At 47.6% G+C, this 14,922-nt stretch carries 18 protein-coding genes; 1 reads left to right on the top strand and 17 read right to left on the bottom strand.

Annotation, left to right across the window (positions count from 1 at the left end; translation table 11 throughout):
• Positions 1-4: 4 nt before the first annotated feature.
• The 11 genes from ACCI51_RS02685 to ACCI51_RS02635 are packed head-to-tail and all read right to left on the bottom strand — an operon-like array spanning position 5 to position 8,545.
• A complete protein-coding gene (locus tag ACCI51_RS02685) occupies positions 5-622 on the bottom strand; it encodes a LolA family protein (protein ID WP_299584898.1) in 618 nt (205 codons plus the stop codon).
• A complete protein-coding gene (locus ACCI51_RS02680) occupies positions 622-1,056 on the bottom strand; it encodes an acyl-CoA thioesterase (protein WP_299584900.1) in 435 nt (144 codons plus the stop codon). The genes ACCI51_RS02685 and ACCI51_RS02680 overlap by 1 nt, the downstream gene beginning before the upstream one ends.
• Positions 1,046-2,605 carry an HAL/PAL/TAL family ammonia-lyase gene (locus tag ACCI51_RS02675; protein ID WP_299584902.1) on the bottom strand — a complete coding sequence of 520 codons (1,560 nt, stop codon included), beginning with the start codon at positions 2,603-2,605 and terminating at the stop codon, positions 1,046-1,048. Before ACCI51_RS02675 ends, ACCI51_RS02680 begins: the two co-directional genes overlap by 11 nt.
• Positions 2,602-3,525 (bottom strand): LpxL/LpxP family acyltransferase, encoded by a 924-nt coding sequence (locus tag ACCI51_RS02670; RefSeq protein ID WP_371842502.1) that lies wholly within the window; start codon positions 3,523-3,525, stop codon positions 2,602-2,604. The genes ACCI51_RS02675 and ACCI51_RS02670 overlap by 4 nt, the downstream gene beginning before the upstream one ends.
• Positions 3,522-4,262: a glycosyltransferase family 2 protein gene (locus ACCI51_RS02665; protein ID WP_299584906.1), complete on the bottom strand. Its 741-nt coding sequence runs from the start codon at positions 4,260-4,262 to the stop codon at positions 3,522-3,524. Before ACCI51_RS02665 ends, ACCI51_RS02670 begins: the two co-directional genes overlap by 4 nt.
• Positions 4,255-5,961, bottom strand: coding sequence for an AMP-binding protein (locus ACCI51_RS02660; RefSeq protein ID WP_371842500.1), 1,707 nt, complete (start codon positions 5,959-5,961; stop codon positions 4,255-4,257). Before ACCI51_RS02660 ends, ACCI51_RS02665 begins: the two co-directional genes overlap by 8 nt.
• A 9-nt stretch (positions 5,962-5,970) precedes the next feature.
• Positions 5,971-6,522 carry a COG4648 family protein gene (locus tag ACCI51_RS02655; protein ID WP_299584910.1) on the bottom strand — a complete coding sequence of 184 codons (552 nt, stop codon included), beginning with the start codon at positions 6,520-6,522 and terminating at the stop codon, positions 5,971-5,973.
• Positions 6,519-6,773 (bottom strand): acyl carrier protein, encoded by a 255-nt coding sequence (locus tag ACCI51_RS02650; protein WP_299584912.1) that lies wholly within the window; start codon positions 6,771-6,773, stop codon positions 6,519-6,521. The genes ACCI51_RS02655 and ACCI51_RS02650 overlap by 4 nt, the downstream gene beginning before the upstream one ends.
• 11 nt (positions 6,774-6,784) lie before the next feature.
• On the bottom strand, positions 6,785-7,042 hold the full coding sequence (locus ACCI51_RS02645) for a phosphopantetheine-binding protein (RefSeq protein WP_299584914.1): 258 nt from the start codon (positions 7,040-7,042) through the stop codon (positions 6,785-6,787).
• A complete protein-coding gene (locus tag ACCI51_RS02640) occupies positions 7,039-7,824 on the bottom strand; it encodes a lysophospholipid acyltransferase family protein (RefSeq protein ID WP_371842499.1) in 786 nt (261 codons plus the stop codon). Before ACCI51_RS02640 ends, ACCI51_RS02645 begins: the two co-directional genes overlap by 4 nt.
• Positions 7,814-8,545 carry a beta-ketoacyl synthase chain length factor gene (locus tag ACCI51_RS02635; RefSeq protein ID WP_371842498.1) on the bottom strand — a complete coding sequence of 244 codons (732 nt, stop codon included), beginning with the start codon at positions 8,543-8,545 and terminating at the stop codon, positions 7,814-7,816. Before ACCI51_RS02635 ends, ACCI51_RS02640 begins: the two co-directional genes overlap by 11 nt.
• Before the next feature lie 483 nt (positions 8,546-9,028).
• Here ACCI51_RS02635 and ACCI51_RS02630 point away from each other — a divergent pair, with 483 nt between their 5' ends.
• Entirely contained in the window at positions 9,029-9,784 is a 756-nt protein-coding gene (locus tag ACCI51_RS02630) for a 4'-phosphopantetheinyl transferase family protein (protein ID WP_371842497.1), read from the top strand.
• A 15-nt stretch (positions 9,785-9,799) separates the two neighbouring features.
• On the opposite strand, the gene ACCI51_RS02625 is transcribed toward ACCI51_RS02630, so the two are convergent.
• From ACCI51_RS02625 to ACCI51_RS02600, 6 genes are all read right to left on the bottom strand, one after another.
• Positions 9,800-11,428: a M28 family metallopeptidase gene (locus ACCI51_RS02625; protein WP_371842496.1), complete on the bottom strand. Its 1,629-nt coding sequence runs from the start codon at positions 11,426-11,428 to the stop codon at positions 9,800-9,802.
• 140 nt (positions 11,429-11,568) lie between these two features.
• Positions 11,569-12,312, bottom strand: a complete 744-nt coding sequence (locus ACCI51_RS02620; RefSeq protein WP_299584924.1) for a hypothetical protein — start codon at positions 12,310-12,312, stop codon at positions 11,569-11,571.
• Positions 12,313-12,322: 10 nt separating this feature from the next.
• Complete coding sequence (locus tag ACCI51_RS02615; protein WP_299584926.1) at positions 12,323-12,733, bottom strand: ACT domain-containing protein; 411 nt, start codon at positions 12,731-12,733, stop codon at positions 12,323-12,325.
• A gap of 152 nt (positions 12,734-12,885) precedes the next feature.
• Complete coding sequence (locus ACCI51_RS02610) at positions 12,886-13,599, bottom strand: hypothetical protein (RefSeq protein WP_299584928.1); 714 nt, start codon at positions 13,597-13,599, stop codon at positions 12,886-12,888.
• A gap of 77 nt (positions 13,600-13,676) precedes the next feature.
• The gene (locus ACCI51_RS02605) at positions 13,677-14,162 is read right to left on the bottom strand and encodes a hypothetical protein (protein WP_299584930.1); all 486 of its coding nucleotides are present in this window, start codon (positions 14,160-14,162) and stop codon (positions 13,677-13,679) included.
• A 283-nt stretch (positions 14,163-14,445) separates the two neighbouring features.
• Positions 14,446-14,910: an ecotin family protein gene (locus ACCI51_RS02600; RefSeq protein ID WP_371842495.1), complete on the bottom strand. Its 465-nt coding sequence runs from the start codon at positions 14,908-14,910 to the stop codon at positions 14,446-14,448.
• Positions 14,911-14,922 lie beyond the last annotated feature (12 nt).

The following is a 14,922-nucleotide window of genomic DNA, read 5'->3' as shown; positions in this document are numbered from 1 at the left end:
ATAACTATTTCTGCTTATCTTCAGCGAATTCATTCAATAATTGTCTGTTATCTGGGTTAACCGGCTGCAAATCGACAATATCAATTTCAGTTAAAGACATATTGGCTTCAGACAGTATTATTTTTCGAATTTTTTGATCGCCCGCAATTTCTATTGATTCAATTATACGCCTAAAAGAATTTTGTTTAGGTGTAAGCTTAATTCGCCATTGCTCTTGTTCGAAATATGGACTCAAAATATAAGTCCGTCCCAATTTAGAAAAATCACCATTTATAATCTGTAGAAGTGAATCAGCAATCAAGTTCTCGATAATACCATTTGACGAGCGATGTTCCGACTCACTATTATCAATTTTGAATATTCGGTGTGATTCTATAGGGCTCTCAATTCTCCAACTCAATCCTAGGCTTTCGGAAATAGCTAAAACACCTGAAGAAACCAGTGGCCTGGGCAATTGTGACAGTGTTTTCTTTTGAGAGAAGGTACCGAGCATTTGCGGCGATGAAATCACGTCTTTTTCTATCTCTTCAATAACTTTCTGTTGCTCCGAAGTCAAAGGAAAGGCTACTGTGGAAGATAGAAAAGCGATGATGGATATAATTAAACGATAGACTGCTTGCACTATTTCACTCCCAGCTTTTCCAAAAGAATTGGAGGGGACGCAAATAGCATCTCGGTATTTATTATTTCAACAGCCACCTGCACGGTGTAGCCTTTTGTCAAGCGCACACCGGTATCTCTATCCGTTATTGTATAATTGATCTTGAATCGATTTTCGTATTCAGAAACTTCCGCACGAACAATAATCCACTGCTGAAACTGCAGAGGCTTCGCATAACGCACGCGCAAATCAATCACTGGCCAAGCATAACCTGAATCTTTCATCTGCGAATAGTTGTAGTCCAGCTGGTCTAGCAAAGCACATCTGGCTATTTCAAAGTACTTTGTATAATGGCCATGCCAAGCCACCTCCATCATATCCACATCATGAAATGGAATTTGTAATTGAACTTGCGCCGACCAATTTTCGGGACGTACAGATTTATTAGGTTTCATACAAGCGCCAGTGTCTTTGTTGAATCAGGGAAACGAATTTTCTTAGAGACTGTTCAAGCTCTCTATCTTCTTTTAGGAAAGAAAATTCATCGGCTATCTGCGTAATCGTGGTATTAAGGCCCGTGGACAGTTTTTCCAAATCCAGGGCGCTGACACGGACCCGTAGTTGTATGCCCTGCCACGCCACCAGCAGAGCTGCCGCGGTTGTCTGTTCCGTTAACTGCAATACCCTTATACAGTCTCTAGCAGCGATAGTGCCCATGCTAACCTTGTCCTGATTGTGGCACTCAGTAGATCTGGAAAAGACACTCGCAGGCATGGTTTGCTTCAATGCTTCAGCAGTCCAAGCACTCGCACCAATTTGAACGGCCTTAAAGCCATGGTTGATCGGCCGGCGAGAGTCCACAGCACCTGATAAATTAGCCGGTAGTCCATTATTAAATTTTATGTCGACTAGTTGGGCTATTTGTCGGTCAAGCAGATCAGAAAGGTTTGCTACAGCATTCTTCAAGCTATCCATGGCGAAAGCAATATGTCCACCATAGAAATGCCCACCGTGAAGTACTCGCTCATTTTCACCATCAATAATCGGGTTATCATTGGCACTGTTTAATTCATTGTGAATAAACTGCCGTAACCATGGTAATGAATCCTGTAACACACCGACCACATGGGGGGCACATCGTAACGAATACCGGTCCTGTAAGCGGCTATTTTGTCTTGGAGCCGCCCCTACATTCAGGTCATCATGGATCCACTTTGCAACTTGGTTTTGACCTGGATGAGGCTTCACAGCAAAAAGAGTGCTATCAAAATGGTAGGCATTACCATCTAAGGCAACACTCATCATGGCGGTAATACGGGCACTTAACTTGGCCAGATATTCAGCTCGCTTATAGGCTAAGCACGCCAATCCAGTCATTGCGGCGGTGCCATTCATTATCGCTAAGCCTTCTTTAGGGCGTAGCTTTAACGGCTCAATCTGTAATTGATCAAATACTTCAGCAACATCTCTCTGGTCGCCACGATACCAGACTTTACGTTCACCACATAAAACCGCTGCAACATAGGATAGTGGGGTCAAATCACCACTGGCACCAACTGAGCCCTCCTGTGGAATCACAGGAATAACATCTTTTTGAAGTAACAGAACCAGTTGCTGTAATAATCGATAACGAACGCCTGAATTGCCTCTCGCAAGACTGGCAATCCTGGCTGCGACAATCGCCCTACTCTGCTCAAGAGTAAAGACCTCTCCCATTCCACATCCATGGAAAGTGAATAAATGGTGAGGTAGCTCTTCCACCAGATCCACAGGAATACTTTCGGTACAGGAGTCGCCATATCCGGTCGTTACTCCATAGATCACACCTTCCTGTTGCCAAAGGCTATCTAGAAACTCAGCACCCCGATTTATCCTCGCAACAAAACTCTCTTCATCTGATAAAGAGATATCGCCACGACCAGCTGCAATGGTGTTTACCTGATCAATGGATAAATCTGTCCCATCAAAGACTATTTGGGTGCGTTGTAGTACTGCTGAATTCATTTTTGCTGATCCCAGAACGGGTAAAAGTTATACCATTGCAGAGGTGCTATATGACAATAGCGTTCCAACCTTCTCGAAAACTCTTCTATGAGAGAACGGATATGCCCTTCTCTATCGCCACGTTTCATAACAACGCGATCACAAAGTTTTTCCATATAGATATCGTAACCGGAGAAGCTGCGCAGACAGAAAAGTGTATAAACCGGACACTTGAGTAGAGCGGCAAGAATATAGGGCCCCTGCGGAAAAGGTGCCTTGCGTCCCAAAAATTCTGCTTCACAGGTACGTCCTAGCGAATTAATCGGCGTTCTATCCCCGACAATAACGATAAGTTCCCCCGCCTCAACCGCTTTGGAAAGTTGCATGGCCAATGCCGGAGATACTTCAGTCACCTGTATTAGCCTTATCTGGCTCAGTGGATTGAGCATCTTCATCATGCGGTTAAATTTCACGGCGTGTTTTGTATGCACCAATACATTCACTCGCACTTTTGTCATGCTGCCTAGTGCCCGACAAACCTCCAAATTTCCAAGGTGCGATCCAATAATTACTCCCCCCTGGCCACTCGCAGCCAACTGGTGGAGACCCGACCTTTTTGGAAAATTAACCTGGCTATCGGGAATGCCCACAAACCAGGCTTCCAGTTTTTCCCTGGCACTATTTGCAAAATTAAGAAAAATTCTGAATCCAGTCTTCCAGTTCGGTTCTATACCACTATTCGGATAACGCCTAGAGAACAACTGCAGATACTCTTTAATTGAGTTCCTTCCACTGTGATTCTTTAGGTAGTAACACAGCACAACCGGATATACTGCGAGTTTAAAGGCAATTGGTCCCAGCCTATGATGTAACCAAAATAAAAACCGTATGCCCAGGAAGAATCCCTGTTCCCGATATTTGGACCAATGTAAGTTACTCACGCTTTAGGTCCCATTCTCGAGATGCGTAAGGCACGAGCTACCATGCCAAAAAATAAACGTGTGTGCATCGCGGATATCAGCAAGTTGTCCTCGAACCCCCGAAAATGGGAAATACCATCTTTCGGATAACTCACTTTAACCGGCACTTGATGAAATTCCCCTTTATTCCAATACCAACGCACAATGACCTCTGGATCAAAATCCATTCGATCACCGGTATACTCTTTATCTAGTAGGTCAACGGTTCGGGATAACGGATAGCAACGCAATCCGCACATGGAATCTTTAATATCCAAAGAAAGAGTATTAATCCATATCCAAACATGGGTTAGGTAACGCCCCCACAGACGTATTCTGGGCACAGATTTGTCATATAGAGGATATCCACTAATCAGAGCCTTAGGAAATTGTCTACTCCGATCGAGAAATTGCGGTATATCAGCCGGACTATGCTGACCATCGGCATCGACTTGTATTGCATGGCTATATCCAAGTTTTCTCGCAACTCGTAAACCGTGCTTCACAGCTGCGCCTTTTCCTCCGTTATCATTGCGTATCTCCAGGTGAACTTGGGGTCTGTAGCTTTGCTCAAGGCGTTGTAATTCCTTGCGGCAGGGCTCATCACAGCCATCATCAATCAATATGTATGGCAGATTAAATTCATCCAGAGATGCAAGAGTTTCTGCAATCGCGCCTTCGTGATTGTAAACAGGTATTACAAAACAAAATTTAGACATGGCCGAAACACAACCTACCACTGCTATATTCTATTCCGCTATCATTAACGCTTCGGAAAGAATAAGTTAATCTATTTTTTTCTTGATTGAATTCCAGGGCTAGGATGACACTGTCACCCGGCATCATTAATTGCTTAAACTTAATCACTTCCATATGGGAAAAAGCACTGCCGGCCTTTAGTAGAGGACGGCCAAAATGCATAGCCCAATCTAACTGAACTACACCCGGAACCACTGGAGAAGCATCAAAATGTCCAGTTAAGCAGGGAAGATCGCTATTAACGGTGAATTCAACCTTTCCATTACTATCTATAAACTCACTGCTAATAATCTGTGGAGCCATTGCTGCTGGCATTACATCAAAAAGTTGCATTAGCAGATCTCTTGTTATTTTCCCCTGGGTATTGGTTGGGATTTCATTCACAAAACGCCAGAAACGGGGCAAGGCAACACCATCCAGATCTCTGGAAAGACTCTCTCTCAACTGGCGGACCAGAAAAGATTTTCCTTTATTTTCCAGGATTTTATTCCCAGATTCTGTTAGTGTGGCGACTATCGCAATTGCCTTACGCTTTCGTTCTACTGTAAGGGCATGGGCTGTAACTATATAAGAATCCTTCATTAAAAGGGATTCGATTTGTGTTAGAGATATTCTTTTCTCTTCAAGTTTAACGATACGATCAGCCCGACCTTGTAGATCAAAAGAGCCATCTTCATAAATTTTTACCCTATCCTGACAAATAAATCCCCGGGGCAACCAAGGAGAAAAAACTTGGAGTAGTCCACCTCTGGCCTCAGTAACCTTTACACCTTCCAATGGATTCCATTGCTTTCCCCTTAGCTGATTTCGCCAGGCAATTCCTCCAGTTTCGGTACTACCATAAACCTCTATAGGCTCTACCCCACATAAATCATAAATAGCTTTTGCATCTGATTCCTGTAAGGGACCACCAGAAGAAAAAATTCTCGTTAAGGACTTACCGAGCTCCCAAGGCCAAGAAGAAATACGGCGACTTAATTGCGCAGGACTGGCGATCCATACGGATGGACTCCATTTGGAGGCATCTTTAAGTAACCCCACAATATCAACATAGGTCTTACTAACAAAAGGCCAGCCACTTACCACAGGCCACAGTAATTTAAACAATAGGCCATAAATATGCTGGTGACTCACCGTTGCTAATATAGTTATATTAGCTATTCGAGATGGCCATTTTTTGTCATGCGTTATTATCTCATTCAACAATTGCTGTAGAGTCTTAACAATGATTTGCGGCTCGCCACTTGTGCCAGATGTGAAGAGTTGGATTTCGGCAGTAAAGTAGTCGGGAGGTAAAATATCTTCTTCATATTCACCTGGTATATCAACACTAAATGCCGACTTATTCGCCCAATCACCTAGAAGCAGAGTTTCTTTGCCAAAACTTTGTTGCGTAAATCGTTTATTGTTCGCGGGTATAACAACACTTTGCGTACAGGATAGTGCAGCGAAAAATAACAGGCTAAATTCGTAACTGTCTTCACAGAATAGAGCAACTTTCGTAACCCCTGTTTTGACTATGGTTTTCTTTAACTCATTTGCAACAAACGCCAATTCGTATTTGAATTGTACAAAGGAAATCTTTCCACGGTCTGTATGGCTGACTATGGCCTGGTCACTTTGATAACCAAACAGCTGCTCGAACTGTACTTCGTTCACGGCTTTAACTCACACCTTACTCTGAACATGACGGCGCAGCAGCCATTCGCCGCCCATCATAATTCCTATTAATACATACGAAATCAGGCCATTAAAAATAGTCCAGATTTTTAAATTGCCGTTTAAAACAGTCGCCAGTGCGACACTTCCATTAAAAAGTAAGAACAAGCACCACGCTTTAGTTACCTTTCGAGTATAAAGCACGCCTTCGGGAGGTAAATTTGGCTCCCTCAGACGAGCTAGCCGCTCTACTATCGTTTGCGGCTGCTTTAAACTATAAAAAAATACTGAAAATAGTATTAGATTACAAAGCACTGGATACCAAAGAAGTCCGTTTGAGTCTTCTTTTAACCAGGTGATAGCGATGACTACCGCCAAGGCCAATGTCGTGAGCTTAGTGCCGATTGCTTTTTTCGCGCCGCCGAGCAATACCCTCAAAACTGCAACGACTAACAGTAATATTAAAATACTGCCTAAAGACAGATATTCGATACCAAAGTAAATCGCCAAAGGGTATAGGGTCAGAATAATGATCAATATCAACTGCGCGAATCGACTCACTGTTCTTCCATTACCTTTTGAATTGCGCTTACGACATCACCTACTGTCCTTACACTTTTAAACTCTTCGGGTGAAATTTTCTTCCCTGTAAGTTCTTTTAGACGGACAATTAGGTCGACAGCATCGATGCTATCTATATCAAGATCATCAGAGAGATGGGCATCTTCCGTTATATCTTCCTCATCAACCTCAAACATCTCAATCAGAATTTCAGTCAATTTCGGTAGAATTTCTTCTTTCTTATTTAGCATGTATACCTCTCTTACGCGCAACTACCGCTGACAAACTTGGCCAGACTATTCACATTTGCAAAATGGGACTTGGTGTTTTCATTTTCTGCATCTATGGAAATTTTATATTTCTTTTGCAATGCCAAACCCAATTCAAGTGCATCTATGGAATCAAGGCCGAGCCCCTCTCCAAAAAGTGGTTCATCTGCTACGATTTCTTCAGGAGTAATATCTTCCAAATTTAATACATCAATAATCAGGATCTTAAGTTCTTCAACTAGCTCTTTCACGCAGCACACTCCTCGGTATAAAATTCTTTTAATTTTTGGGTAACATGTCTTGCCGACAATGGACTTTCATTTTTTTCCACTGTCTTGAGTAAACCCCTAGATTCAGTAATATCAAATTCAAAGTGTGGTCTCGACAGAGGAATGCTGTACCACGGTATATTCTTCATTAGCATCGGTGGATTACAACGAATAGTAACGAGTGTCGGGTTTGTATCAGAACGAAGTGCCATATATGCGGCTCCACGCTGAAATCTGAAAGGTTTTCCTGGTATAGAACGCGTTCCTTCAGGGAAGAGCACTACAGACTCTCCTCTACCCAAAGACTTAGAGGCGAGCTTAATTATTCTCTCTGGGTCATCATTAGGAATATAACCGGCTGTCATTACTGCCCCGCGCATAAACGGATTTTGAAACAAGCTGGCTTTAACGATGCAGTTTGCATTTGGTATACGAGATATCAGAAATACAACATCAATCAACGAGGGATGGTTTGCCAATATCAACCGGCCGGGTTCCCGCAGCTTATTTTCATCACAAAAGTGATAAGTGTAGATCCCTGTTTTATGCATAAAGCCAATAAATAATCGAAACGCATAATGTATAATTAATCTTGCCTTACGCTTACGCACTTCTGCATCGGGATAAATTATTTTCAGTGGCGGAAATAAAATAAACCGAAGAATCAGCCCTCCAAGGCCAAATAAACTAAATGCCGTTGCGGTGGCCAGTAGTCTCAGCCAATAGTAGTCACTGCGTTTTGTTGATATAAATCTAGTCAGCATTAATACAAAGCTCCCAGCCCAGCCCAACCGGAACAACTCCCGATTTTTCTAACAACACACGGACTATCGGCAACTGATAGTCCGGAGCCTTAAACGCCGATTGAACTTTCGCTCCTTTTGAGGGTAGCAATGAGGCTCTCAGTCCGTAGCTTTCTTCTCCTGGCTTTGTCAGCAGTAGGGCGGTAGCGCAAATGGCCGATGGACTTTCTGAACTGGGTTGATACATTTCAGGCAAAGGCTCCTCATAAAAAAGTAGAAGTAACTGCTTTGTCCCTTCTTGTAAAATACCAACGGCTTCCATTAGGCCTGCTTGCAGTGGGAAGTCACCTCCGGCCAAAGCCAGAGCTGGTGAGCGCACTTTACCCGCAATTGATAATTGGCCCACGATGGCATTGTGGACGGATAATCCAAAAGCGGTCGGCGATAAGTCCTCCTCCTTTGCAACATCTTGCAAAAGGGCGTAGGTTCTCTTTGCCTCCCCATGTACAGAGCAACACAACATGGGAATATCCCGCTGCTGTAGGAGTGGATAGGCAGTATTAAATACCGCTTTGGACAATGGACTTAAGCGACGGCGCTGCATCGCAGGTAAAAAGGAAACATCGGCCTGGATATTTTCTTTCGGCGTTATCCCACCATTGCGCCAACTCTGCCATTCCGCCGGCTCCGAGATCCCCGAATACCATGCCCGCCACTCGGAAACTATAAATTCGATAGACAAACCACATTTATGGAGCAGTGCCCCATCCCCCAATATAAATTCTCTGTAACCGATCTAGCCCAATATTGTTTTTGGGTGACTTTTGGGCTTTCCGCGACCGACGACAGGCCGGAATGGTACACAAAGTGATCAACTGCCGCCAGTAAAAGAGCCTGAATTTCGGACCGATTGGTTCCTTGAATTACAGGTCAGTACAGGGGCTTTTCATGGGAAATTTTCTTTCGTACCATCGTTCAGGTTTGGTCTGGCCTAAAGGACCTATGAATCCTAAATATCTGTTGGCAGCCTAGATACTTTGCTGCACAGGAATTTAATTCCCTCAAAGTTGCACTTCATGGAAAATCATACGCCGAAAATCCAAAATATACTTCGCCGAGGTATCTGGCGAGCGACTTTAAGCTGCCTCTAGGGATCTAGCTTTTACCTGTCTTACCACAAGGACTGACCAACGTGTTTTTTATAATATGGGCCGAATAGGATGTAATGATTCAGTTTACTTGTTCATCGTTCATCGACTGGTCCAATGATTGGCAGTCTATCTCATCACTTTTATTAAGTAGTGCTGAACACACACGCTTGGAAAGCATTCGTCGTACCAGCCGCAAAAAACAATTTCTTGCCGGGCGTCTACTCGCTAGAACCCTTTTAGCCGAACAGTTCGGTTGTTTTCCCCAGGAACTTGAGCTTGATGCTAATCGGCCATCAGTGGCCTATCTCGCAGGCGCTCCGCTTGCAAATCTCTCGATAAGTCATACTTCAGACTACTTAGCAGTCACAGTATCTAAAGCCCCTATAGGTATTGACTGCGAAAGAAGCTATCCAGTAAGGAATTGGCTAGACATTGCCCAGAATTACTTTAGCTCCTACGAAGTGTCTTGGCTGCGACAACAGCCTGCCCACCTTCTGGAAAAGGGGTTCATGAGTATCTGGACTGCAAAAGAAGCACTTGCTAAATGCAGTGGCCACGACTTTGGCACGTTACTCGCGGTATCTTCACCTGTTGGGGAGAAGGAAAATTGGCCGGAGCCATATTCTAGTTATCGCTGTTGGCAAGGAAAAACGCAAGAGAGTACTTACCTCTGCCTGGTGGTTAAACCCAATACCAACTTCACGCCAAGTGTATTGACCGGGACATACAGAACCAGCTTTGATGATAGAGTAACTCGTGAAATACGATTAAGAGCAATGCCCAGCTCTGCAAACCCCTTGATGATCCGAAATCAGGGGGTTTACAAATAATTCTCCTAGTTTTTCTTATTTTTTATCGAACAAGTTCCCAAAGAAATCCCCTTCATACCAAGAGGGCCTTTCCTCGGCATCGGCCACTTCGCGGGCGATCAAGTAGTTCACCTCGGTAAACTGCTTGGCAGCCACATAGTCAATTCCCGCATCCGGGGCATCGCCGGGTTTGTGGTAACGCTCGCGCAGGAAAGCAACCTGCTTGGCAGTGCCATCGATTTTTGGATCCTGAGCCTCGCGCCCTGTGATCAGGTATATAGATGGGACTCCACGACGAACAAAATTGTAGTGATCGCTACGGACAAAAATGACTTCTTCCGGCATGGGGTCCGGGCTCAATTTCAGACCACTGAGGCCGGCGGCGCGCTCGGCGATCTGCCCCAGGGTGGAGTGCTCGGCACCGAAGGCAATAATGTCGCGGAAGGGGTAAAGCAGCATGGGCATATCCAGGTTGATATTGGCCACAATCGACTGCATTGGCACGGTGGGATATTCGGCAAAGTAATCCGAGCCCAGCAGCCCTTTCTCCTCTCCGGTCACAGCAACAAACAGCAGGGATCGGCGCGGGGCTCGGCCGGATTCCACAAACAGGCGTGCGGTCTCCAGCATTACGGCGATCCCCGCCGCGTTGTCCTGGGCTCCGTAGTAAATCTGACCGTCATCCTTCTTACCGATATGATCCAGATGCGCTGAAAAAACCACATATTCATCTTTCAGCTGGGGATCACTGCCGGGCAGGAGAGCCACCACATTGGGGCTGACCACTTTTTTATGGCTGGAGTGAGTACTTAGATCAACACGGTAAGGCAAGACAAAACCTTTCGGGCTCTGCTTGGCTTCCATCTCGGTAAAGATGCTCTCCAGGCTGCGCTGTGCATCGACAAACAGTTTGGCCGCGGCGGAACTGTTGAGCATCACACCGGGAAACAAGCCGGGTGTGGCGCTACCCGGCAGATTTTCCCGGTTTACCCAGTCGAAGGTGTCATCGTGGCGATGCTCCGCATAGCGAGCAAAGGGGCGGCGCTTTTCCCGCTCAGGTGTATAGAGGGTGATATAGCCCAGGGCACCATGGCGGGCGGCAGTTTCGCGCTTATTGCGGCTGGAGGCGTAGTGCGCACCGACCTCGCTGGGCAAACTCTGGGGACGACCACTCAGTATTACCGCAACCTTGCCTTCCACATCGAGGCCCGCGTAGTCATTGAGACCGTAGTCCGGGGCCTCAATACCGTAGCCGACAAAAACCAGTTCGGCCTGCAACGCGCTACGCTCACTGACCGCCGAAGGTGCGGCGATAAAGTCCTCACCAAACACAAAGGGAACATCGCCCCGGCCGCCCTTAAGCACAAAAGTAGGTTCTTTACCATTCCAGCTAGCCCGGCGGAAAGGCACTTCCTGGAAATAACCCTGCTCACCGGCCGGTGCCAAACCCATTGACTGAAACTGTTCGGCAACATACTGCGCCGCCTTGAGATAACCCGCACTGCCCGTATTTCTTCCGGCCAATTCCTCTGATGCCAGGTAATTCACGTCCCGACGAATATCGTCGATATTCGCACTGGGCGCTGTGTTTGTGCTTGTGGAAACGGCAGTGCAGGCCACTAGCAGGGTTGCCAGCAGGCCACTCAGCAGGATCTTGCTTCTCATGGGAACTCTACTTATCGAATAAAACATCGCGCACGGCTATTGCCGCGCCAAAAATTGGAGCGCAAGCTTACCATGATCTAGCTGGATCGAGCGCAGCTCAAGGTGAGTGGTTACACACTATCCGAGGACCACTTGAGCAACTAGGCCGCCCTGCTGAGGCCTGGAAACGCCCGGTTTATCGCTTCGGCCACCTTCTCATGGGCTCGATCGACACAGAATTCACCGTGGGCAGCCAGGTAGTGCAGGAATGGCAGCGCCAGCAGCCGCTCGAAATCCTCCTGTAGCCAATAGCGCAAATCCCGCCCCTCTGGCGTCATGCGTGCCCGCCAAGCCGGTGGCACCTGCATACCGGTTCGCATACCCGACAAACGCAGAAGATTGCGTCCGCACCAGCTGCATCCGCACCATTTACCCCAGTACTGCAACGCATCGCAGCCCAGTAGTAAGCCGCCATTGCAGGGCAGCCACCACAATGCCTCTGGGTAGCGGCTGTGACTGAGTTCCACAAAGCGACCTCCCGGTATTGGCGAGTCCCCTCCCTCCTTTAACAGCCGGTCAGCGCTGGGAGGGTAAAAGTCCGATCCCGCCTGACGCCAAAAGGTCAGATCGAAGTGGTCGCGATAATAGAGGTCGTCCTGGCCATGGTGGTATCCCAGGCGTACCGCGTGCGAAATCCGCCCAAGATCCAGTAATTTCTCCTCCTGGGCCGGACGCAGACGCACCGGATTCACCAGCACCAGTTCCTCGCGCCAGCGCACGATAGCCATATTGCGATTGATACTGACCGCCGGGGCCAGCTTTACCGTCCCCGGGACATAAAACAGATCAGGCAGGAGTTGGCGGATTTCTCCGTGGGGCTGTGGCTGTGGGTAGTTGATACGCACTGACCAATACTCAGGTGTAATACACCCGATTGCTCAGTCCGCGCAAAAGCTGTAGGGCCTGCTGCGCACTCTCTTCCGGAACAAAGACGTGGTCGTGACGCAGCGCATTGACCATGTTCGCGACTATACCTGCATCGGCCAGCTCCCTGGCCACAGTCGCGGTCAGGCCCACCGCACTGAGTCCGGAAAATACCTGCAGGGTGATTTGTCGGAAAGGACCACTGGAGGCGATACCGTACTGCTGCGCCAAACACTTGGGTAAAATCGCACTCATACCCTCCCCCTCGCGAAAAATACACAGACTCTGTGCTAAAACCTCTTCCAACCGAGCATCTGAAACCTGGCAAAATACGTAGGTTTCCTCCTGCAATTTGGGATACATATTCCGCAATATATTTGCGAGAGAAACTTCTGCGCTCATACCCGATTTGCCATTAATAAAACCCGCCGAGGAAAAAGCATGGTTTACAGGTTCCCAGCAAAAGCCAGCTAAGTCTTTTTCCCTTAGGAAATACCACGCGGCCCTTTGCTCAACTGTCGATCAATACCACTCTATTTCTGTGGAATTTTATTTTAATTTCGCTTGCGGCCTTTCACGCTTTTTTTTGCTGGTTTTTTTAATTCTTCACCTTCAAATTCCGGCTCCCCCGGTGCGGGAGTGGTATCCACCTCAAGTTCAGGAGAATCCTTTTGCTCCCAACGCTGCAGGACTCGGTCGATAGCTTTCTCCAGGCGCACATGGGGAAACTCCGGACAGGCGGCATTTCGTTCTGGGTCGTGCCAGGCGGACAGGGGGGCAACAAAAACCACCAGGGATTTGTGCAGGTGATTGCGTCCGATACTGACTTCCGTCCAAGTTGTTTGCCAGGCGTATTTTCCCCGCACGGAATAATCGCTCTCATAGGATTTCAACGTGAGGAAATAGGGATATATTTTTCCCCGACGGCAAATTATTCTGCGCCCGGTTTTAATATTGGCCATCTGTGTGAAAGGGTCGAAATACCAGTGGATATCGTAACCAAAGGCAAACTGCATTTTTCCATTTTGCGGTAGGAAGGCATAGGAGCGGCCGGTGCCATCGGATTTCAGGCTCCACACATGGCGGGCCTCACCGTCTCTTGAAATCAGCCAGGCACCTACCCATTGGCTGGCATCCAAACGCGATTGGGCATGCCAGCCTGTCACCCGTTGTTTTTTTTCTTTCTCTTTTTTCTGCTCTTCCTTGGCCGAAGCTGCAACACAAGTGAGCAAAAATATCAGCGCCAACACCAGGGGCCTTTGCATCACAGCTTTACTCCAATACTCGGCGAACGCCTCCCTGAGTGAATAAATCCTGCGGCCTCTCACACGGCTGGTGATAACACTCAGCTGGCAATATCGGGACAATTACTGCCAGCTTTGGGCGTACTCCAGCTACTGAGTCGACGCTGGAAGCTCAGCAGGCCCCCGCCAGCCTGTAGCCAGTGCCGCCCATCGATGACCGCGAACAGTAAGGTGGAACGACTCCAACCGCGAAATGCCACCGACACCACACCGCCTTTGCAACTGACCGATGCCCCCGTGCGCACTCGCACACGATCGCCATCCAGCTGCCAATTGATGGCAAAACCATGGGTCAGCCTGCCACCGGGATTAAAGCCATAAGCAAAACCGGAACCATCGGCATTGAGTTGCCACACCAACTGGTCATCGCCCTCACTAACCACCAGCCAATTGCCCGCCCATTTTTGCTGGGCCGACTCTGCGGTTGCGGCCAGAGGCAAAAGCAGGAAAAGTGCCAGGATAATCGCGTAACTTTGCAGCAGGGAGACAAAAACAGGACTCGGAGGGGAATTACGCAAAGACTTCATGCGCTGCTCTACCGTATAGGCTCCACGGCAATTACCGCGGAGTAGGGTTACTGTGAACGGCGGCTGACATCACCGCCAACGTTCCTGGCCGGTTACGGCAATAAGCCAAAAAAACCGGCGTGAAAAATCGCACAGGCGCTTTTTTTCACATCCCTTGCTTAGTAAGGCTAGACGCAAAATCCCACAGTGGCATTAGAAGCATTAAAAATATTTATTGTGGCGCCACTGTGTTGGGGGAATTAGTGGAGGGTCAGGAAGACAGAAGATAAACGCGGACAAAACTTTATTGGGAGCGGGCATCCGAGAGATTTTTATCTGCCCGCCATACACGGTACTTCAGCTGAACATCCTCGGGTAGGTACACCACCAGGGGCTGGCTACTCGTATAAGGCAGGATCAATCCATCTCCGCGCACCCGAATAAAACGGCGGGATTCAGAACCGGGCGCGCACACTTTTCGCGGGCCCTGCGTGGGCTTCAGGTCCGCCAATACAAAATAGGGGTAACCCCAGCCCGGCAGCACTTGGCGCTGTAAGGGCGCACGAAAACTACGCAGGTTACAATCGGCCACCGAGCTCTTCCCCGGAACCAGCTCAACCATAAAGCGGCTTTCATCGACCACCTTGGGAAGCTCGATCACATGCCGCCGCTTGCCATCCACTTCTGCGGGAAAAGCATCCAGGGGTTCCGCCGCCTGAAGTGGGGCCACACAACAAAGAAAAAGGGCTGACATTAGGGCTCTTGCCATGGGCAACTTCCT

The sequence above is a fragment of the Microbulbifer echini genome (assembly GCF_041447225.1).
GTDB classification, from domain to species: domain Bacteria; phylum Pseudomonadota; class Gammaproteobacteria; order Pseudomonadales; family Cellvibrionaceae; genus Microbulbifer; species Microbulbifer echini.
Note: the sequence above shows the minus strand (reverse complement) of the source record. Positions and strands in the feature narration are given on the sequence as shown.